At 40.3% G+C, this 17759-nt stretch carries 17 protein-coding genes; all 17 read right to left on the reverse strand.

Translation table 11 applies throughout. From position 1 onward, the window contains the following. Positions 1 to 20 precede the first annotated feature (20 nt). The 17 genes from IV73_RS04015 to IV73_RS04090 all read right to left on the reverse strand — a co-directional run bounded on the left by IV73_RS04015 (position 21) and on the right by IV73_RS04090 (position 17717). Positions 21 to 1457: a glycoside-pentoside-hexuronide (GPH):cation symporter gene (locus tag IV73_RS04015; protein ID WP_057755241.1), complete on the reverse strand. Its 1437-nt coding sequence runs from the start codon at positions 1455 to 1457 to the stop codon at positions 21 to 23. 366 nt (positions 1458 to 1823) lie between these two features. Then, entirely contained in the window at positions 1824 to 3014 is a 1191-nt protein-coding gene (locus IV73_RS04020; RefSeq protein WP_057755244.1) for an MDR family MFS transporter, read from the reverse strand. Positions 3015 to 3114: 100 nt separating this feature from the next. Then, complete coding sequence (locus IV73_RS04025; protein WP_057755247.1) at positions 3115 to 3933, reverse strand: amino acid ABC transporter substrate-binding protein; 819 nt, start codon at positions 3931 to 3933, stop codon at positions 3115 to 3117. Continuing rightward, positions 3930 to 4571 carry an amino acid ABC transporter ATP-binding protein gene (locus tag IV73_RS04030; protein WP_057755250.1) on the reverse strand — a complete coding sequence of 214 codons (642 nt, stop codon included), beginning with the start codon at positions 4569 to 4571 and terminating at the stop codon, positions 3930 to 3932. The genes IV73_RS04025 and IV73_RS04030 overlap by 4 nt, the downstream gene beginning before the upstream one ends. Positions 4572 to 4584: 13 nt before the next feature. After that, the gene (locus IV73_RS04035; protein ID WP_057755253.1) at positions 4585 to 5229 is read right to left on the reverse strand and encodes an amino acid ABC transporter permease; all 645 of its coding nucleotides are present in this window, start codon (positions 5227 to 5229) and stop codon (positions 4585 to 4587) included. A gap of 378 nt (positions 5230 to 5607) precedes the next feature. Continuing rightward, positions 5608 to 6228 (reverse strand): rod shape-determining protein MreD, encoded by a 621-nt coding sequence (gene mreD / locus IV73_RS04040; RefSeq protein ID WP_057755256.1) that lies wholly within the window; start codon positions 6226 to 6228, stop codon positions 5608 to 5610. A gap of 102 nt (positions 6229 to 6330) precedes the next feature. Further along, complete coding sequence (locus tag IV73_RS04045; protein ID WP_057755259.1) at positions 6331 to 7563, reverse strand: MFS transporter; 1233 nt, start codon at positions 7561 to 7563, stop codon at positions 6331 to 6333. A gap of 291 nt (positions 7564 to 7854) precedes the next feature. Next, the gene (gene glyS, locus IV73_RS04050; protein WP_057755262.1) at positions 7855 to 9927 is read right to left on the reverse strand and encodes a glycine--tRNA ligase subunit beta; all 2073 of its coding nucleotides are present in this window, start codon (positions 9925 to 9927) and stop codon (positions 7855 to 7857) included. Position 9928: 1 nt separating this feature from the next. Beyond that, positions 9929 to 10855 (reverse strand): glycine--tRNA ligase subunit alpha, encoded by a 927-nt coding sequence (gene glyQ / locus IV73_RS04055; RefSeq protein WP_057755265.1) that lies wholly within the window; start codon positions 10853 to 10855, stop codon positions 9929 to 9931. 335 nt (positions 10856 to 11190) lie between these two features. Next, entirely contained in the window at positions 11191 to 13008 is a 1818-nt protein-coding gene (gene pepF, locus IV73_RS04060; protein ID WP_083485548.1) for an oligoendopeptidase F, read from the reverse strand. Continuing rightward, a complete protein-coding gene (locus IV73_RS04065; protein ID WP_057755268.1) occupies positions 12998 to 14083 on the reverse strand; it encodes a competence protein CoiA in 1086 nt (361 codons plus the stop codon). The genes pepF and IV73_RS04065 overlap by 11 nt, the downstream gene beginning before the upstream one ends. A gap of 54 nt (positions 14084 to 14137) precedes the next feature. Beyond that, positions 14138 to 14455 (reverse strand): PTS sugar transporter subunit IIB, encoded by a 318-nt coding sequence (locus tag IV73_RS04070; RefSeq protein WP_057755271.1) that lies wholly within the window; start codon positions 14453 to 14455, stop codon positions 14138 to 14140. 108 nt (positions 14456 to 14563) lie between these two features. Continuing rightward, positions 14564 to 15268, reverse strand: coding sequence for an adaptor protein MecA (locus IV73_RS04075; protein ID WP_057755273.1), 705 nt, complete (start codon positions 15266 to 15268; stop codon positions 14564 to 14566). Between the two features lie 94 nt (positions 15269 to 15362). Further along, the gene (locus IV73_RS06715; protein ID WP_169790293.1) at positions 15363 to 15503 is read right to left on the reverse strand and encodes a hypothetical protein; all 141 of its coding nucleotides are present in this window, start codon (positions 15501 to 15503) and stop codon (positions 15363 to 15365) included. 28 nt (positions 15504 to 15531) lie between these two features. After that, positions 15532 to 16077 carry an MscL family protein gene (locus IV73_RS04080; protein WP_236697733.1) on the reverse strand — a complete coding sequence of 182 codons (546 nt, stop codon included), beginning with the start codon at positions 16075 to 16077 and terminating at the stop codon, positions 15532 to 15534. A 16-nt stretch (positions 16078 to 16093) separates the two neighbouring features. Further along, entirely contained in the window at positions 16094 to 16852 is a 759-nt protein-coding gene (locus tag IV73_RS04085) for a DnaD domain-containing protein (RefSeq protein ID WP_057755275.1), read from the reverse strand. A gap of 25 nt (positions 16853 to 16877) precedes the next feature. Then, complete coding sequence (locus tag IV73_RS04090) at positions 16878 to 17717, reverse strand: YitT family protein (RefSeq protein ID WP_057755277.1); 840 nt, start codon at positions 17715 to 17717, stop codon at positions 16878 to 16880. Positions 17718 to 17759: the final 42 nt, after the last annotated feature.

A 17759-nucleotide genomic window follows, 5' to 3' on the forward strand; every position in this document is an offset into this window, starting at 1 on the left:
ATCTAACAGTTCATTACGCTTTATTCAGTTTGACCTTCATCGGCTTCATTTTGATAACGAATTTCCAATTCCTTCACGATTTCAGCATGTCGCTTCTCGGTTAATTTAATCTTCCAAACAAATATAATCATTGAAATTAACATCAAAACCGCCGGAATGACGAACGCATACATCTTATACGTATGAATACCAGTGCTAGTCATATCTTGTGCGGTTGCACTACCAGTCATCCCAGCTGCAATGGCGACGAATCCAACAATCGCGTTTGAGAAAGCTCCCGCTAACTTATCCAACAAAGGCCGTAATGATAAGGTCACCGCTTCTTTACGTACTCCATTCTTCCATTGCCCATACTCAACTGAATCCGTAATCGTCATCAAAACCGACAAGAAGATTAATTGTTGTGGGAAATAGAACAAGATTAAGCCAATTAAAATCAAAGTTAAGTTAACCCCAGCTGTCATAAACATCACATATCCAAGCAGCATCAAAGTAATTCCGGTGATAAAGACGTAGCGCCGTGTAATTTTTTTAACCAAAATGGGGAACAAAGGCACCGCGATAATTCCAGTAATCATGGAAACAATTCCCACAAGCGCAAATTCGCTTGACATTCCGACCACAAATTTGAAATAAAACATCAAGACCCCCGTCGTGGCAACGTTGGCAATCGCGTAGAACATATATGAAATTGCTAGCCACATCAACTGGTCATTCATAAAGATGGCTTTGAAGACATCAATAATATTATATTTCTCACGTTGTCCCTGGGTTCGCAAAATCGTATCATTTTCCTTAGAAAACTTGGCGGTGATTAGCGCTGATCCCGCTGACAAAACCGCAATCAAGACGGCAAACCAGAACCAACCAGCGGCACTCTCTTCACCTTTTCCACCAGTTAAAGCTGTAAAGAAAGCCAACATTGGAACGACTAAAGCCGTAGTACCATTAGCCCCCAAGGAAGAACCAAACCGTGCAAATGTGGCTAATGTTCCTCGCTCGGACGTATCATTTGATAATGCGGGAATCATTGACCAAAAAGCAATGTCTTTAAATGAATAGAATGCATCCAAAATAATAAAGACAATCACAAACAATCCTAAATACAATGACGGTTTATTCACTGCTAAACCAAAAAAATTTGTATAAATAACCACTAAAGCAATCGCCGAAACGGTCCCACCAATCACTAACCATGGCTTAAACTTACCATATTTAGTTTTTGTGCTATCAATGACACTTCCAATAATTGGATCAAAAATAATTTCTACCAAACGAATTCCAACGACTAATGAAGTGACCATCCCAATATATTTTGCTTCATCAGCCTTATTAGCCCCTGCAAACAAAGTACTCGTTACAAAGATCATGAAATACGTTGATAGTGTGACATAATATGCATCATGGCCAAAGGCTCCAAACGCATATGCAAAACGTTGTTTCATTTTACTAGACATAATATTACTCCTTAACGGATAACTAAATAATAGGTTGCATCTACTCCTTTACTCTATCTTGAAAACGTTTACATTAGTAGCTTTTTTTGTGCTTCAGATATGACGTTTTGTGACTTTTAATTGTGAAGTAAAATTCAATTAACTTCGCCATTCGTAACGTTTAATTTCGAGATTCTATCAGGTCAGCTCATTAACATAAGCTAATGATGTCTTACAAAGATTTCATTTTATATTTATGAATTAAACATATGATTCATATGGCATATTTCTAATTTAATTCATTTAATTAAACTTGAATATTTTATAACAAGCAAAAAAGACCAAAAATCAATTTTTGGTCTTAAGCACTTAATTTTACAGATATTATCAATATTTTTTAACGTATTTAGCTCCAGTCATCAAGATGAACATCACGACAATTAAAGTCACACCAACCAAACCACTCGCTGAGTAAAACATGGTTTGATAATTAAAACGTTCAATCATCATCCCTCCTAGCAATGGGCCCACCGCTTTTCCAGCCGCAGGTGCAGCGGCGGCCAAGCCTTGAAAGCGTCCTTTTAATTTAGCTGGGGTTAATTCATTGATTAGGGCCGGAATCATTGGAAAGGCAGTCGCTTCACCAAAGGTTGTAATCGTCATCGCAATCGCAAAGCCCCAAAAAGTTTTCACGAATGGTAGAAACAAAAAGGCCAGGCCAAAGCAAGCAATTCCGCCAAAGATTTGCAAGCGCATGTTGCGCTCACTTTCAGCCAGATTCAACGCATTCATTGAAAGCTGAATTACCGCAATCAACAAGCCATTAATCGTCCAAAGCATCGAATATTGCCACAGCGGTAAATGTAAGTCATCTGACATATACACCGACAAATTTCCTTGCCACTGTGAATACGCAATCCATAAGACACTCAAGCCGACCACCACGCTAAATACAACCCGCGCATTCCATTTTGGGAGTTGCTTACTAGCTTGAGGTGCTTGGTCATCTTCCACTTCTACATTTTGCACCGTGAAATTAAAATGCCGTTGTAAGACCACCAATAAAATGCCATACATCACCAATGAAATCAAGAACAGCCACACGATACCATAATTATAAATAACTCCCACTAAAGCGGTTGCGAAAACCATTCCAAAATTGGCAATAAAATATAACATATTAAAGACATAGCGTCCATCATGATTGTGTACTTGAGTTCCGTATGAATTGATAGCCGCTGTATTCCAACCACTAAAAAGTCCGGTAATCGTTAAAATAATCGGATAGGCTGGCCAACCATGCCACAAAATAAAAGCTACCTGGGATAACGCCATTACCCCGACCCCTAGACGAATCAAGTTAAATGGCTGAAAACGATCAAATAAATAACCCGAAATCAAGCTTCCTAACATTTGACCTAGGGCATTCATTAACATCACCCAGCCCACCACAACCAAGGTTTGATGCAACTGATCATGCAAATAGATGGAAGTTAGTGGCCAAATAAACCCTAAGGCAAAATTATTAATAAAACTAGCAATCAGTAACCACTTCAATGCCATACTTGTTTGTTTCATATTTACCATCCTCCTAATTATGCAAATAAAAAATGAAGGCGTAAAACATACGACCTCATTTTGGTGTTTTTCAATTATATTCAATTTATTTTAAGTCTATTTATGGCGCTAGGGTGCCAAAATATTTTTTTGATAACTTATTGATACTACCACTTTTTTTAAGCTTTGCCAACTCTTGATTAAGCGCTTGTTTTAATTCATGATCTTCGGGTCGCATCCCCACCACAAAAGCCTCTTTATCATAGCCAGGTTGTAAAATAATGAAACGATTAGCATGCGGAGTATGCCGCAAATAATATTGGGCATAATTACTATCAACTAGAACCCCTTGAATCCGCTTCACGGCGACATCATCCAAAGCTTTATCAAAAGTATCATACTGAACCGTTTGACCAATGCTTCGTTTTAACTTAGCCGGTTCTTGGTTATAAACTTGCATCCCCGATGAACCGGTTTGCAAGCCTAAACTCTGCCCCTTCAAATCCTTCACGCTCTGATATGGAGAATCCTTTAAAGCTAATACCACTTGTTGATTATAAGCATAAGGTTTAGAAAAGGCCACCTGCTTGGCACGGTCGGGGGTCGCAGTATACCCATTCCAAATCACATCAACGTGCCCTGTTTTTAATTCCGTCTCTTTCATTGACCAATCGATTACTTGAAACTTAACCTTCAACCCCATTTCCGCAAAAGCTGCCCGTGCTAAATCAACATCAAAACCAACTAAGTGACCTTGTTGATTACGAAAGCCCATGGGTACAAAGGTATCGTCAATTCCAACTACCACCGTTTTAGTTTGTTGCATCGCTTGCCAATGATCTTTGGGATGATTACTTTTCCAATGAGCTCCCAAAGCCAATAGTACGACAACTAATATCACAATCCCATTGCCCAACCATTGTCGTTTTGTCCATTTCATCCGCGCTCAACCTCGTTTCCAAAATCTAAAGTTCGATCCGCAATTGCTTTTGCAAAAGGTAAATCATGAGTCACAACTAATTGCGTCGTCCCCTGCTCTTTCAACTGCAAAATCACATCAATCACCCGTTGCGTTGATTCAGCATCTAAACCAGATGTTGGTTCATCATACGCGAGCATGCCTGGTTGCATTGCTAACGCCCGTGCAATCGCTACCCGTTGCTTTTGACCACCGGATAATTGAAATGGGTATTGATGCATTTGCGCCGCTAAGCCTAGCCCTGATAATAACTGTTCACCTAGAGCTTGTGCGGTTTGTGGGCGTAAATGCTTCACCGTCTGGGGCGCTAAAGTCACGTTTTTTAATACCGAATATTGTGGAAAGAGATTGAAATCTTGAAAAATGACCCCCACACGGGCATCTTTGCGGTGCCCAGATAAGTCCAAAGGTTGATCATCTAAAATCATTTGTCCTTCGTCAGCTGGTAATAACCCAGCGACAATTTTTAAAAAGGTTGTCTTACCAATCCCCGAAGGACCCACAATCGCTAATACTTCGCCGGCTGGCAAGGTCAAATTTAAATTTTTAAAAATCGTCCGATTTCCATATGATTTAGATAAGTTTTCAATTTTTAACATCAGCATTTTCTCCTTACCGGTAATAATTTAAACGATGCTCAATTTGACGCATCACAATCGTTGCAACAGCTGTTAATCCAAGATATAAAATTCCCACCAAAATATATGGCATTAAAGTGACATCACGGGCCGCCGCAATATTACCGGCGCGCATTAAATCTCCCAATCCAATCACATAGACTAATGACGAATCTTTTACCAAATTTACTACTTCATTTCCAATAGCTGGCATCACTGCCTTAGTCACTTGAGGTAAAATAATAAGTTTAAAGGTTTGAAAGGGACTAAAACCCAACACCTTGGCCCCTTCATATTGACCTTGTGAAATGCCTTGAAATCCACCACGGAAAATTTCGGCAAAATAAGCCGCGTAGTTTAAGATAAAGGTGAGTACCGCCGCTTCAAAACGCGGGAATGTCGCAATTTGTGCTAAGCTTAAACCATAATAGACAAAGACAATCTGCAATAATAGTGGCGTTCCCCGCATAATCCAAATATAAACATTCATAATTCCACGTAACACGTCCAAATCAGAACGCAACGCCGCGGCTACAACCATCCCCAATGGCAAGGACCCTAATAAAGTTAGTCCAAAGACGCCAAAGGTCATTTTGAGCCCGTCTAATAAACTCGGTAAAATACTCCAAATATAATCCATTTTGTTCTCACACCATCCTTATCTACTTAATCTTTATAGCTCTTATTTACATTTTACTCATTAAAATAAAAAATCCTCAGGTACAGCTAATGCCATACCTGAGGACGCTTGAATTACGTGGTTCCACCCCAATTTCAATAACGATTACTCGCTATTGCTCACATACCATACTTTCATGGTATCCACCTATACTGCGGTGAACCAATTATATTCATTTGTTTTTCAATAATTTTAAAAATACTTCGCCTTAGGTGTGGTTCAAATAAGGATCCGGTTACTTCTCAACTTCAGCGTAACTCTCTAGACAGATCGCATTACTCTACTCGTCTAAATAAAAGCATATTTTTAGAATAAGCGTCTCAATCTAAAAAGTCAACGCTAATTTTTAAATCGATCAGCCCGGCGTTTGATGATCATCCGATTCCCAATTTGTTGATTGGTTACATTATAATCAATCATTTCAGCACCTCGCATCAAAGCATATAACCATTCAATAATCGGATAAAACAGCATGAATAATAAAATATTTAGCAAAACGGTCGGGAACATGTGGAAAATCACAAATTCTTGGATATTTTGTTGTGCGACATTAATAATACTAAAAGCTAGATAATCAAATAACAAATAACAATTAAGCACAAAGAAAAAAATCATCATTTCCCAGAAGTAAGTATGCTCAAAAAATTGTTGGACCCAACGAGCTATTCCCAGTACCATAGGAAAGCCAATCATTGAGACCCCCACATAACCTGTGTAATAAAGATCATAAACTAAGCCAACGGTAAAAGCTAATAGGTACTGATCACTCGGATTTTTAATGCCCTCTGACCCCACCAAAGTTGGCGCCAACAAAAATAGCAAAACTAAATAAGGGCTGGCCGCCATTGGTAACCGATATAAGATTGGGGCCGCATTTAAAGCAATTGCTCCATCTAAAACCATTGCCAAAAATACTAATACGGGATGCACCCAAGTTATTTTAAAATATTTTGAATACATATTCAGACTCCATTTTTAATTCATTATAACTAATTTAACATTTCTCCTAATCATAGCATAAAATCAGACCACACATCATAATTATTCTGCAATTTTCATTAGTTAGGCCGCGTGACCGGCATCTGATTCCCGCATGGTCCGCGTGTTATACCAAAACCATAGCCCGTTTAATACCATCAACACCGCCGATACCACAAAGACGCCCCGATAATCAAAATAATGCGCCGTTAATGCCCCCAATAAAGGTCCAAACACTGAACCAAGTGATTGAAAGCTTTGATTATAAGCAAACATCCGACTAACAATCTCATGCGGGGCCTCTTTTGTGATTAAACTTTGAATAGCTGGCAGCATCGTTGCATCAGAAACTCCAATCAAAAACCGGAGCATAATTAACTGGCTAATCGTTTGCACCAGACTCATGGGCAAAAAAACTAAACTCGCAAACAAAAAGCCTAACGAAATCATGCGCGCAGTTCCATAATGATCACCTAACCGGCCCAAGGTGGGCGCAAATAACAATGTCGCGATCCCGGGCACAGCCGCAACAATCCCAGCCCAAAAGGCTGTATTTTGACCGTTATGATTCAGCTCTTGGACAAATAAGGCTAAAATTGGATTAATCGATTGGTTCGCCACCATCACTAACATCGTCGTCAAGAAAAAGCCCCACATCATTTTGGGATGTGCTAACTTATCAAATGCAGCCGACCGTGATAAAGGCTTAACATGTTCCGCGGGCTTAAACACCTCGTGGACGCCAAAAATCACTAATAGAGTAGCCAACATAAGCAAACTTCCCGTGAGTATAAATGTTACTCGAAAGCCAATCGTGTCTGCCAATAAGCCACCAAACAAAGGCCCCAAAAGTGTTCCCGAGGTCATACCAGTCATCATGATTCCCATACTATAACCTGATTGTTCTGCTGGCGTTTCAGAAGCCACTAAAGCATTTGAATTTGAAGCAAAGCCGCCTAGTGCTCCTTGCAAGACACGCAAAGCGATTAACTGCCAAACATTGTTCACTAATCCCATCAAGAAAAAGACAATACTCATCCCTAATCCCGCGCGAATAATCATTTTTTTACGGCCTTTAGTGTCAGCTAAACGGCCCCACAATGGTGATACAATCGCCATCACAAAGTAGCTTCCAGAAAATGCCAAGCTCGAATAAAAGCTTAACTGGCTTTTAGTAAAAGTTCCTAATGTCCCAATATAAAGTGATAAAAAAGGCGTAACCATACTCAAGCCTACGCCGGCAAGAAACACACCCACCCAAAGGAGATACATATTTTTTTGCCACGTTGGCATTGGTTTTAATAAACGACTTTTCATCCTAACCTCCCATCAATACCACATTCATTTTCCATATTGAAAACCATTCTACATGGAATTAACCAAATTAATTCACCATTGTCTTCACTGAAGAAAGCTTTTCCTATTGTTTGCCTAGCAAACAACTAACTGAATTGCATGCCTGTTATTATACCACTCATTTTATAATTTGCATGCCAGTGATGTCACCTAAGATTATACCAATAAGAAAAAGAGCTAAGTTCATTTTGAACTTAACCCCAAGAGTATATTAAATTTTATATTAGAAACCCTTTCTACGCCCGAAATTCACTATTTAACTTGTAAATCCAAGAAATTAGCTAATGGTTTTGTCGCGTTTGAAACTTGCGCCAAGGTTGCCAAACGGTTGGTTTGTACCGCTGCGTCTTCGACCATGACCATCGTTTCATTAAAGTATTCCGTAATCAAATCAGTTAACCCTAAGAGCGCTTGTAATCGTTGAGTTAAATTAGTTGGGGCAAATTGATCCATCGCCGCTTGCAGATCCTGCTCAGCTTGGTTTTCAAACAAAACCGGATCAATTGACGCATCAACGGGGTTCTTAGAAGTTAAGCGGACCACTCGTGTTAAGGCTTCTACGCCCGCCCGGAAATTAGCTTGCTCAACTTGTGCTTGCAAAACTTGCGCTGCTTCTAACATACCAGTCATATCAGGATTTTGATTATTAGTGACCGCCGTAATAATGTCCCGCCGAATACCTTGTCGTTGTAAGTCTTTGACAACTCGATCAGTTAAGAATTGCAAAACCACTTCGCGTTGATCCATTAAATTATTCAAAATATCTTCAGGCAACCCCTTTAAATCTGGCGTTGCTTGGAGCTTTTCAATATAATCCGTCAACAATTGCATCAAATCAACATGCCACTGCTCGGCTGACATGATAGCAACCACTCCAGCCGCAGCTCGACGCAAAGCATACGGATCGTTTGAACCCGATGGCACCATGTCGCCCGCAAAGAAACTCAACAAAGTATCCAACTTATCAGCCACCGCCAATACTTGACCGGCCACTGATTCAGGCAAAGCACCGTCCGCTGAAATTGGCAAATAATGCTCACGAATGGCCTGACCTACAGCCGGAGTTTCCAAAAAGAGCTGCGCATACTTTTCGCCCATAACTCCTTGCAATTCATCAAACTCTCCGACCATCCCCGTCATCAAGTCAAATTTATAAATTTCACTTGCCCGCGCAATGGTTGCCTGATTATCAGCATTAACTCCTAATGCTTGCCCTAGCTGTAAAGCTAATTGCTTCGTCCGACGAGTATGTGCTGCAACTGAACCTAACTTTTCATGGAAAGAAACAACTTCCAATTTTTCATTATAATAATCAATTGAATGCTTTTGATCTTCTTGATAGAAGAACTTAGCGTCCTCAAGCCGTGCTACTAAAACCTTTTCATTTCCAGCCATCACATTATCAAGGTGTTGATCATTTCCATTACGTACGGAAACAAAGTCAGGTAATAATTGACCAGCTTGGTCTTGCACATGGAAGAAACGTTGGTGCTCGCGCATTGAAGTAATCAAGACTTCATCCGGCAATTGTAGGTATTCGGCATCAAATTGTCCCGCAAAAGCCGTTGGATATTCAACAATATTATTAACTTCTTCCAACAAATCAGCATCCATCACAACCTGCCAAGCATGTTCTGCTGCTAATTGTTGAATTTGCGTTTGAATTAAATTCTTACGTGTGTTTGCATCGACAATCACGAATTGATCGGCTAATTGCTTAGCATACGACGACGCAGTTTTGATTTCTACATCATGTCCTAAGAAGCGGTGCCCACGTGAAGTCCGGCCTGTTTTTACATCTAGTACATTGAAGTTGACCACTTGTTCATCCAACAACGCGACCATCCATCGAATTGGTCGAACGTATTCAAAAGTATGCCGGCTCCACTTCATCGTCGTTGAGAAAGTCATAGCTTTAACTACTGCATCAAATCCAGCTAAAACTTCAGCAGCAGGCTTTCCATCTTCATGGCGAGTTAAAGTCACAAATTCTTGCCCATTGAATTCTTTAAAGACAATATCATCCGTCGTCATGCCTTTTCCACGCGCAAAGCCAGCTGCCGCCTTGGTGAAATTACCATCGGCATCTAAAGCTGCCCGCTTAATTGGGCCTTTCAACTCTTCTTCAAAATCATCAGCTCGTTTAGCAACATCATGGACCAAAATCGCTAAGCGTCGAGGCGTTGAATAATGATCAATCCCACTAAAAGCTAACCGTTGTTCTTTTAAAAACGCTGCGCTGCGTTCCACCAATTGATCAATCGCCGGAGTGGCCAAATGTGCTGGAATTTCTTCCAGCCCAATTTCCATCAAAAATTCTGACATGTTATTTTTCCTCCTCATCTGCTGGTAGATACTGGGCCCGTAAAGCTTCATCTTTCAATAATGGGAACCCTAACTTTTTACGTTCGTCAATGAATGCCCGCGCCACTTTACGAGCCATACTTCGGATGCGGCTCAAATACTTAGCCCGCTCAGTCACTGAAACAGTTCCCCGTGCATCTAGGAGATTAAACGTGTGGGACGATTTTAAAATATAATCATAAGCTGGGTGCACCAAGCCTTGATCTAACAAGCGCTGTGCTTCCGCTTCGTATTCGTCAAAATGCCGTAGTAACATCGCTTGATCAGACTGCTCAAATGAATAAGTTGAGTGTTCAAATTCTGGCTCTTTAAAGATATCACCGTAGAGCACACCATTTCCCCATTCCAAATCATAAACGGTTGGCACATCTTGAATATATGATGCTAACCGTTCCAATCCATAAGTAATCTCAGAAGTAACTGCATCAACTTGGATTCCACCAACTTGTTGGAAATATGTAAACTGCGTGACTTCCATTCCGTCCAACCAGATTTCCCAACCGATTCCGGCAGCTCCCATTGAAGGATTTTCCCAATTATCTTCCACGAAACGAATATCATGCTCTAATGGGTCAATTCCTAATTCTTCCAATGATGCCAAATATAATTCTTGAATATTATCAGGTGAAGGCTTCATTACCACTTGAAATTGGTGGTGTTGGTACAAACGGTTCGGATTATCCCCATAACGTCCATCAGCGGGACGTCGTGAAGGCTCGACATAAGCAGCATGCCAAGGTTCCGGTCCATTCGCCCGTAAGAAAGTATACGGTGACATTGTCCCCGCTCCTTTTTCCGTATCGTATGCCTGCATAAGCATCGCTCCTTGCTTAGCCCAAAAGCCTTGCAATTTCAAAATAATATCTTGTACTGATAATTTTTCAGTCATAATCTTTCCTTTCGAATGTTTTCCAGTTAGAACACAAAAAAGCCCTGCACTAACCATACCCATGATTAATGCAGGGACGTTATTCAACGCGGTTCCACCCTGCTTCCGAAGCGCGAAACTTCGACAGCTTATTTTTATTTTAATTGCTCCAGTAGCTCCCCATGAGCTTTTTCAATCGTTCTCTCATTAACAACGACTTGCTGTATGAAAAATAACTCATTTTTTCTACTTTCATCACTTTAAAAAAGTATAGTCCAAAACCAAGGTTTCGACAAGCGCTTTTTAGCTTTCAAAAGTCATTTCTAAATAACCACCACCAAAATTCATGGCTGGTTTTATTTTTCGTTGGTCAACGTCTCAATCAATGCTTCAAATTCATCTAACCGCTGTTCAAACAACTTAAATGTAGCTTGCAAATAATCGGTCTTCTCCATATCAACGCCTGCTTGCCGCATCACGTCTAATGGATAGGCTGACGAACCGGCTTGCAAGTAATTGAAGTAAGCTTTTACGCCTCCATTCCCAGGTGCTAAGATATTTTGTGAAAGTGCCGTCGCCGCAGCAAACCCAGTCGCATACTGGAAGACATAGAAGTCATAATAGAAGTGCGGAATCCGAGCCCATTCATAAGCAATTTCGGGATCTTTGGTCAACGCATCCCCATAGTAATTATGATTCAAAGCAGCATAATATTCATCCAAAGTATCCGCCGTCAATGGAACCCCGGCAGCATCCAATTCATGAACGTGTTGCTCAAATTCAGCAAATTGCGTTTGGCGGAAAACCGTCCCTTTAACGCCGTCCAAATATTGATTCAATATATAAGCCCGTAAATAAGGATCCGATTCCGTCTTTAATAAATGTTCCGTCAGCAGATTTTCATTTGTCGTTGACGCAATCTCCGCCAAGAAGATAGGATAATCACCATATTGATACGGCTGATTTTGCCTAGTCTCGTAACTGTGCACTGAATGTCCCATTTCATGGACTAGCGTATACAAATTATTCAGGTTATCAACCCAATTTAACAAGATGAATGGATTCGTGTCATACATTCCGCCTGAATAAGCGCCACTACGCTTCCCCTGATTTTCAATCACGTCAATCCAACGTTCATCAAAAGCCCGTTGCACCACATCTAGATATTCATCGCCAAGAGGCGCTAAAGCTTCTAAGGCTTTGGCTTGAGCACTAGGATAATCAATATAGTAATCTGGATCTCCCATGATTGGTGTATACAAATCATATGAATGCAAACTGTCCAAGTTTAACAAGCGCTTACGCAACTTCACATATCGTTGCAAGAGTGGTAAGGCACGATGCGTTTCATCAATTAAATTATCATAAACTGCCTCAGGGATAAAGTTTTGAGCTAAGGCCGCTGACCGCGCTGAATCATAATGATGCACCCGCGCTAAGTAGTTATGTTGTTTCACATTTCCACTTAACAAGGTACTAAAAGTATTCCGGAATTGCTCATAAGGTTGATAAAACTTTTTAAAAGCCATCCGACGCACTTCAGACTGCGTCGATTCCAAAAGGCGACTATAAACTCCATTCGTTAAATGTTCCTCTTCGCCCTCTTCATTAATGGTCCAACCAAAGTCCAAATCGGCGTTATCCAAAATATTAAAGGTCGTTTGTGAGGCGTTCAAAACTTCAGAAGCCCCTGCTAATAGTTCTTCGCTTTCCCGATCAAGCACGTGCCCTTTTTGTTGTAAAATGGCATCAAAGTAATGCTCATACGGTGCTAAACGCGGTTCAGCCTGAAAGAAGGCTTGTAATTCAACCGGTGACAGGGTCAACACTGCAGGATCAAAAAAGGCAATCGCACTCGCAACACGTGCGGCTAAGCCTTCAGATCGCGTATTTAAGCCTTGATAATATGCATTATTCGTATCCTGATCTGACTTTAATGAGGCATACACATAAATCTTTTCTAATTGCCGCATTACGTTCAGACCGTATTGTAGACCGGCGTATAAATCAGCCCCTGAATTCAAAAGTTGGTCCGCGATTTGATCAGCTTCTGTCAATTCTTGCTCCAACTTTTTCACCGCAGCTTCCCATGCCACATCATCTTCAAAAATCGTCGTTAAATCCCAGGTTGCTGACTCTGGAACTTCTGCTCGTGTTGGCGTTTCATTTGCCATTGTAATACCCACTTTCTTTTATTCTCATACTTACTAGCCAGGCTGGTAAAGCCGCTAATTTTTCATTAATATCAGTATACCAAATTAAAGGTTCTTGGAGCCTATATTTCCCCGTATCGCAACTAACCACTTGCTGAGCTTGCCATTCATCTAATACTTGTTGGAGCCAAAGTTCTTGCACCCGCTTCAAGGAAATCAAATGGGGAGTCAGCCATTGAAAATGTTCCAACCACTTCAGCAAAATTTTCCAATCACATACTCTTTGCTCCAATAATAATAATAGTTGCAGTCGCACCGACCAATATGGCTCACTCAAGCCACCAATTTGAGGCGCCAAACCATGAGCCGACCATGGGATTGCTTCTAAACAATGTCCTTGTTGATATAAATTAACGGCTAAAAATCGTAATTTACCCCGACCATATCTTTGTGTCATTTGTAAAGCTTTTACCTGACGCCAAGCTAATTGTTCTAAGTTAGTTTGCCCTAAACGGTTCTGCCTAACCTTTCGATCATTATCAACATGTTGCCACGGAATACTAAAAAGGCCGCGTTGACTTTGCCAAAAATAGATATGCGGCAAGGCTTGGCCTGTACCCCAAAAGCCAAAAGTACGTCCTAAACGCGTCCATACCTTTCTTTGTTGATAACGTTCTCCCAAAATCCACAGCACTACAATCCCCAACTGACGATATCCCGCACTGCGCTTTTGCACTTGCTGAAACGACAAAGCAGCGCACTGAAATTCAAGCGCAATCACCTGATTGTTTTTATAAATAACCAAATCGGCTCGTTGCTTAATCACGGGAAAGTATTGTTCTAACTGCACATAATAACCACGCGCTTCAAAAAATTGTTTAAGTGCTTGTTTACCAACTAAATGTTCCTGCGTCTCGCCCTCAGTTGCTCGCGCACAAACGCAGTGGCGTTGATGCGCAAAGTGTGCTATTTTCAAACGACCACAGCGCAAAAATACTGGCTGCTGACAACCAGGACACACAAAATGAGAATCTCTTCCTTCTTTGCCCCGACTTGCTTCAATCAGTTGCCCCTTCCCATCTTGTGCTACAAACATCAGGCTGATCCTCCCTTGTCTAAATCCCTTTAAACAATAAGAACCATTTTCCCCTTAAGCCGTTAAATTTTCTATCAAATTAACTAATTTTTCTTGTTGAATATTCCCAAATTCGTGCATATCCAACAAAGCACCGGGCAAATCATGCTGATCTAAAACTTGATTAATTGTATCCCACTGATAAGCCACCATCGGCAACGCTAAAACCACTTCTGGCTGCACATCAGACAAAGCATCAGCCAATTGATCCGTACTAACAATTGAAATTTCATAGAAATGACCTTGTTGTTTTGCCGTACTTTTTAAATCTTCCATAAACAAGGTTGTTGATAGTCCTGGAACCCCCACTAACATCACCCTTTGATCTGCCATATTAAGCTCCTTTCTAACTATGTCCACCATTTATTGGATTGAAATTAAAGGTTTAGTTCTAATAAAAAAGGCCGGTAACCACCGACCATATCTAAATTCGAGACTAGTTTAGTTAAAAATAGCCTGAACTTGTTCCAACGCATCTTGTTCAAAAATGGTTTGTCCGTGTTCAGCGGCAATCGAAATATCAACTGGCGTAACTTCTCCATATTCGCGCAACAATGCTTTTAAATTCTTCATCCGTTGTTCAGAATTACTTTGTGGGACATTCAATTCGAGGTAATAAACTTGATTATATTCAACTAAGCGATTAGCCCCAGTGATTTGCGTGGATTGCGCTAATTGGACTAGGGCTTCAAAGTCATCAAACTTGGCTGTCAATGTCTTAGTTGGCTCATCTGCGCCTTGAGCCAAGTCACGATGTTGATCTAACCGATTGGTTTCATTTTGAGCTTTATCCCCATCCGTCCCCAATAATTTATTCAACACTTCTTCTGGTACTTGGTCTTTTAATTCTGACCCGCGACGACTTTCCATCATCTTTCTTAATAATTCTTTAGGAATTTGGTCTTCATTCACATTTTTCATAATGAAAACTTCTAATCCGTCCTTATTAGGCATCACCTGAAACGAAACAGCTTCATTTTGCTCAAATTCTTCTTCGATATTGGCTTCTGCCAAGATACTATAGAATAGTTTTTCAACCTCACTTTGATCGCTCATCAATTCCATCAAGGTAATATTACGCTCTTTTAAATCATTATTCGTGATAAATACGCGAATAGTATCATCATCAATGCGTTCCAGCTCCATCAGCTTTGCCTCCTCACTATCTTTAAATTTATAATTCCAGACTAATTTGTTTGTCTAGATTTATGAGATTTATGCTGTTCACCAGCACAAGTTTTTAGTGGAGGCCGTCCAAAAATTCATCTAAGACTTTTGAATCCATCAATTCCACATGAATTTGTCCACGTTTTAACTGAAGATCCATCTCTTTGGCCATCCGGGTAGCATGTTTCTTAACTAATTTATCTACTTTTTTCATGGCTCTTACCCCTTTTCTTTCTTATCAATTATAACATTTTCGTATCATTTTGCTGACTTTTATTCAGTTCAATTAATTCCCTTAAAAGCTTATTCGTTTCTTGTTGCCCTTTTTTAATTTCCATTGTTTCGGCCAAGCTAGCATTATAGCCAAAGCGTTCCTTAGGATTGCGTACCAACATTAAATTTAGTAACTTCACTAACGCAAAAACTGAGACTGCAATCAAAATCATTGTGAAAAATGATTTAATAAAGTTGGACCATGGAATTACCGCCCCATTCACAATTCCTTTGACTAGCCAGACATAGACAAACTGAACAACCCCTGAACTTAAATCCACAAACGTTTTTACAAAATCTGAGAAAGCATTTCCCACAACTACACCAACGGCAAAACCCATCACCTTGTCACTAGTCAAAAAGAGCCGAAAGTCACCAGCTAAACGACTATCAATCATCGCATCGCTTAAATTATTCACGGCATCCATCGTTTCAGAAATTGGATCGGGAATTTCTATTTTTCGTCTTTGGCGTTTTGCTTTTTTTATTTCATCTGTATTTGTTATCTTTGTCAAAATCATCACTCCTAATTTACTGGCCTAAATGTAATAAATCCACATTTAATGGTACTTGCTGTTGTTTAGGGAACTGGTTTTGAGTGTTTTGTTTTTGATACTGTTTTCGGCGTTTACTATTCATAATGACATCTTCTTCTGAACGATAATTTAAGCGCGTCCAGTTTACTAGAATTGACTCAATATAACGTAAATTCAATGCCTGATTCGCCACCGCTTCTTTAATCGCTGCGCGCATTAAAACTGGCAAAAAATGATCTACATCAAACCAATTGCTGACCGTCTCTAACTCCAACGGCGATAATTGTCGTCCAAATTCTTGCTCAAGCATGGTGAAAATATCCGCACGTGATGGTTCATCCCCTACCGCATGTTGCCCCGTCGTTTTGGGCGTTTGTACAGGCTGTGCCATCCGATCAAAAGCTCTTTGCGTATCAGGGCGCGGCAGTTGCATTAACTTTTGATAAAGCACTTGAAAATTCAAAGTGGTCGTCAATTTTTCAGCATCATCCCGATGAGTTTCAAAAACCACTAACCCTTTGGCCCGCATAGATTCCAAACGCGCAAAAACTTCAGTTGGCTTCATTCCCATATAATCTGCAATCTTTTCCGTACTCGGCTCTTGATATCCGCGATCGAGCATGGCTTTGACTTCTAAAAAAACCACTAATTCATCGACCGTCATACCGAGCAATCGATATTTTTGCAATAATAACACGCTCACGTCAATCGATCCAGCGTTTATAAATTGCTGTAATTGCGCATCATCTACCATTTCTTCTTACTTCCTTCTATCAAGCTTAATATCCTAAACGTCCGCCATGCACTTCTGTGACATTGGTTGTGATGATAAAAGCATCTGGATCAATATCATGGACTTGTCGCAGTAGATGTGCATAGTCACTTCTATCGAGCATAACCATTACCATTTCACGACCTTCATTTGTATAACCACCGCGTGCTTCATAGGTGGTCCAACTTAATTTTTCTTTCGCTAACATCGCTTGAATCTCATCCAATGCATCATTACTCATAATTTGAACCTGGCGCTTCAAATCAAAGCCCGTTTCAATGTAACGCATCACAATTGAGGTGATGACCAATGAGAAAGCCGCCAAGAAGAACGCATTGGTTCCTGAAACTAATAAATTAAACGCTGTAATTATCATATCAATCAGTAATAGCGACAAAGCTGAATTAATCCCAAAATACTTTTTTAGAATCATTGGCGGCACCGTTGTCCCACCGGCCGAAGCTTCTAGTCGGTAAAGAATTGCCACTCCCGTCGCAAAGACCGTTCCTCCAATAATCACAGCCAAGACTGCATCATCGACTACCTGATAACTAGGTGTAATATACATCAAAAAGGGGAGTAAGAAACTTCCCACAATAATTTTTTGCACCATTTGCCGATTTAAAAACAGCATTGATAATCCAATCATCAATAAATTGACACCTAAAACCGTCAATGAACGATTAATCCCAAAAGCTGCTGATAATAAAATTGCGATTCCAGTTGCTCCCCCGGCAGCGACGTTAATCGGTGCATAGAATAAATTAATTGCTAAGGCTACTAATTCTAAGGCTATTATCATTGTGAGCCCGCGGAACCATTTTTGATGAGTTAATCGTCTTTGCATAGAATTCCCCGTTTATTCCAGTTTATTTATTAGTTCAATCGT

The organism is Weissella kandleri, assembly GCF_001438705.1.
Taxonomy (GTDB): Bacteria; Bacillota; Bacilli; order Lactobacillales; family Lactobacillaceae; genus Weissella; species Weissella kandleri.

Excerpts from the sequence above, each read along its gene's own strand:
- IV73_RS04075 (WP_057755273.1), bottom strand. The coding sequence starts at position 15,268 with ATGGAGCTGGAACGCATTGATGATGATACTATTCGCGTATTTATCACG.
- IV73_RS04020 (WP_057755244.1), bottom strand. The coding sequence starts at position 3,014 with ATGAAACAAACAAGTATGGCATTGAAGTGGTTACTGATTGCTAGTTTT.
- IV73_RS04065 (WP_057755268.1), bottom strand. The coding sequence starts at position 14,083 with ATGTTTGTAGCACAAGATGGGAAGGGGCAACTGATTGAAGCAAGTCGG.
- glyQ (WP_057755265.1), bottom strand. The coding sequence starts at position 10,855 with ATGACTGAAAAATTATCAGTACAAGATATTATTTTGAAATTGCAAGGC.
- IV73_RS04035 (WP_057755253.1), bottom strand. The coding sequence starts at position 5,229 with ATGGATTATATTTGGAGTATTTTACCGAGTTTATTAGACGGGCTCAAA.
- IV73_RS04070 (WP_057755271.1), bottom strand. The coding sequence starts at position 14,455 with ATGGCAGATCAAAGGGTGATGTTAGTGGGGGTTCCAGGACTATCAACA.
- glyS (WP_057755262.1), bottom strand. The coding sequence starts at position 9,927 with ATGTCAGAATTTTTGATGGAAATTGGGCTGGAAGAAATTCCAGCACAT.
- IV73_RS04090 (WP_057755277.1), bottom strand. The coding sequence starts at position 17,717 with ATGCAAAGACGATTAACTCATCAAAAATGGTTCCGCGGGCTCACAATG.
- pepF (WP_083485548.1), bottom strand. The coding sequence starts at position 13,008 with ATGGCAAATGAAACGCCAACACGAGCAGAAGTTCCAGAGTCAGCAACC.
- IV73_RS04015 (WP_057755241.1), bottom strand. The coding sequence starts at position 1,457 with ATGTCTAGTAAAATGAAACAACGTTTTGCATATGCGTTTGGAGCCTTT.
- mreD (WP_057755256.1), bottom strand. The coding sequence starts at position 6,228 with ATGTATTCAAAATATTTTAAAATAACTTGGGTGCATCCCGTATTAGTA.
- IV73_RS04030 (WP_057755250.1), bottom strand. The coding sequence starts at position 4,571 with ATGTTAAAAATTGAAAACTTATCTAAATCATATGGAAATCGGACGATT.
- IV73_RS04085 (WP_057755275.1), bottom strand. The coding sequence starts at position 16,852 with ATGGTAGATGATGCGCAATTACAGCAATTTATAAACGCTGGATCGATT.
- IV73_RS04045 (WP_057755259.1), bottom strand. The coding sequence starts at position 7,563 with ATGAAAAGTCGTTTATTAAAACCAATGCCAACGTGGCAAAAAAATATG.
- IV73_RS06715 (WP_169790293.1), bottom strand. The coding sequence starts at position 15,503 with ATGAAAAAAGTAGATAAATTAGTTAAGAAACATGCTACCCGGATGGCC.
- IV73_RS04025 (WP_057755247.1), bottom strand. The coding sequence starts at position 3,933 with ATGAAATGGACAAAACGACAATGGTTGGGCAATGGGATTGTGATATTA.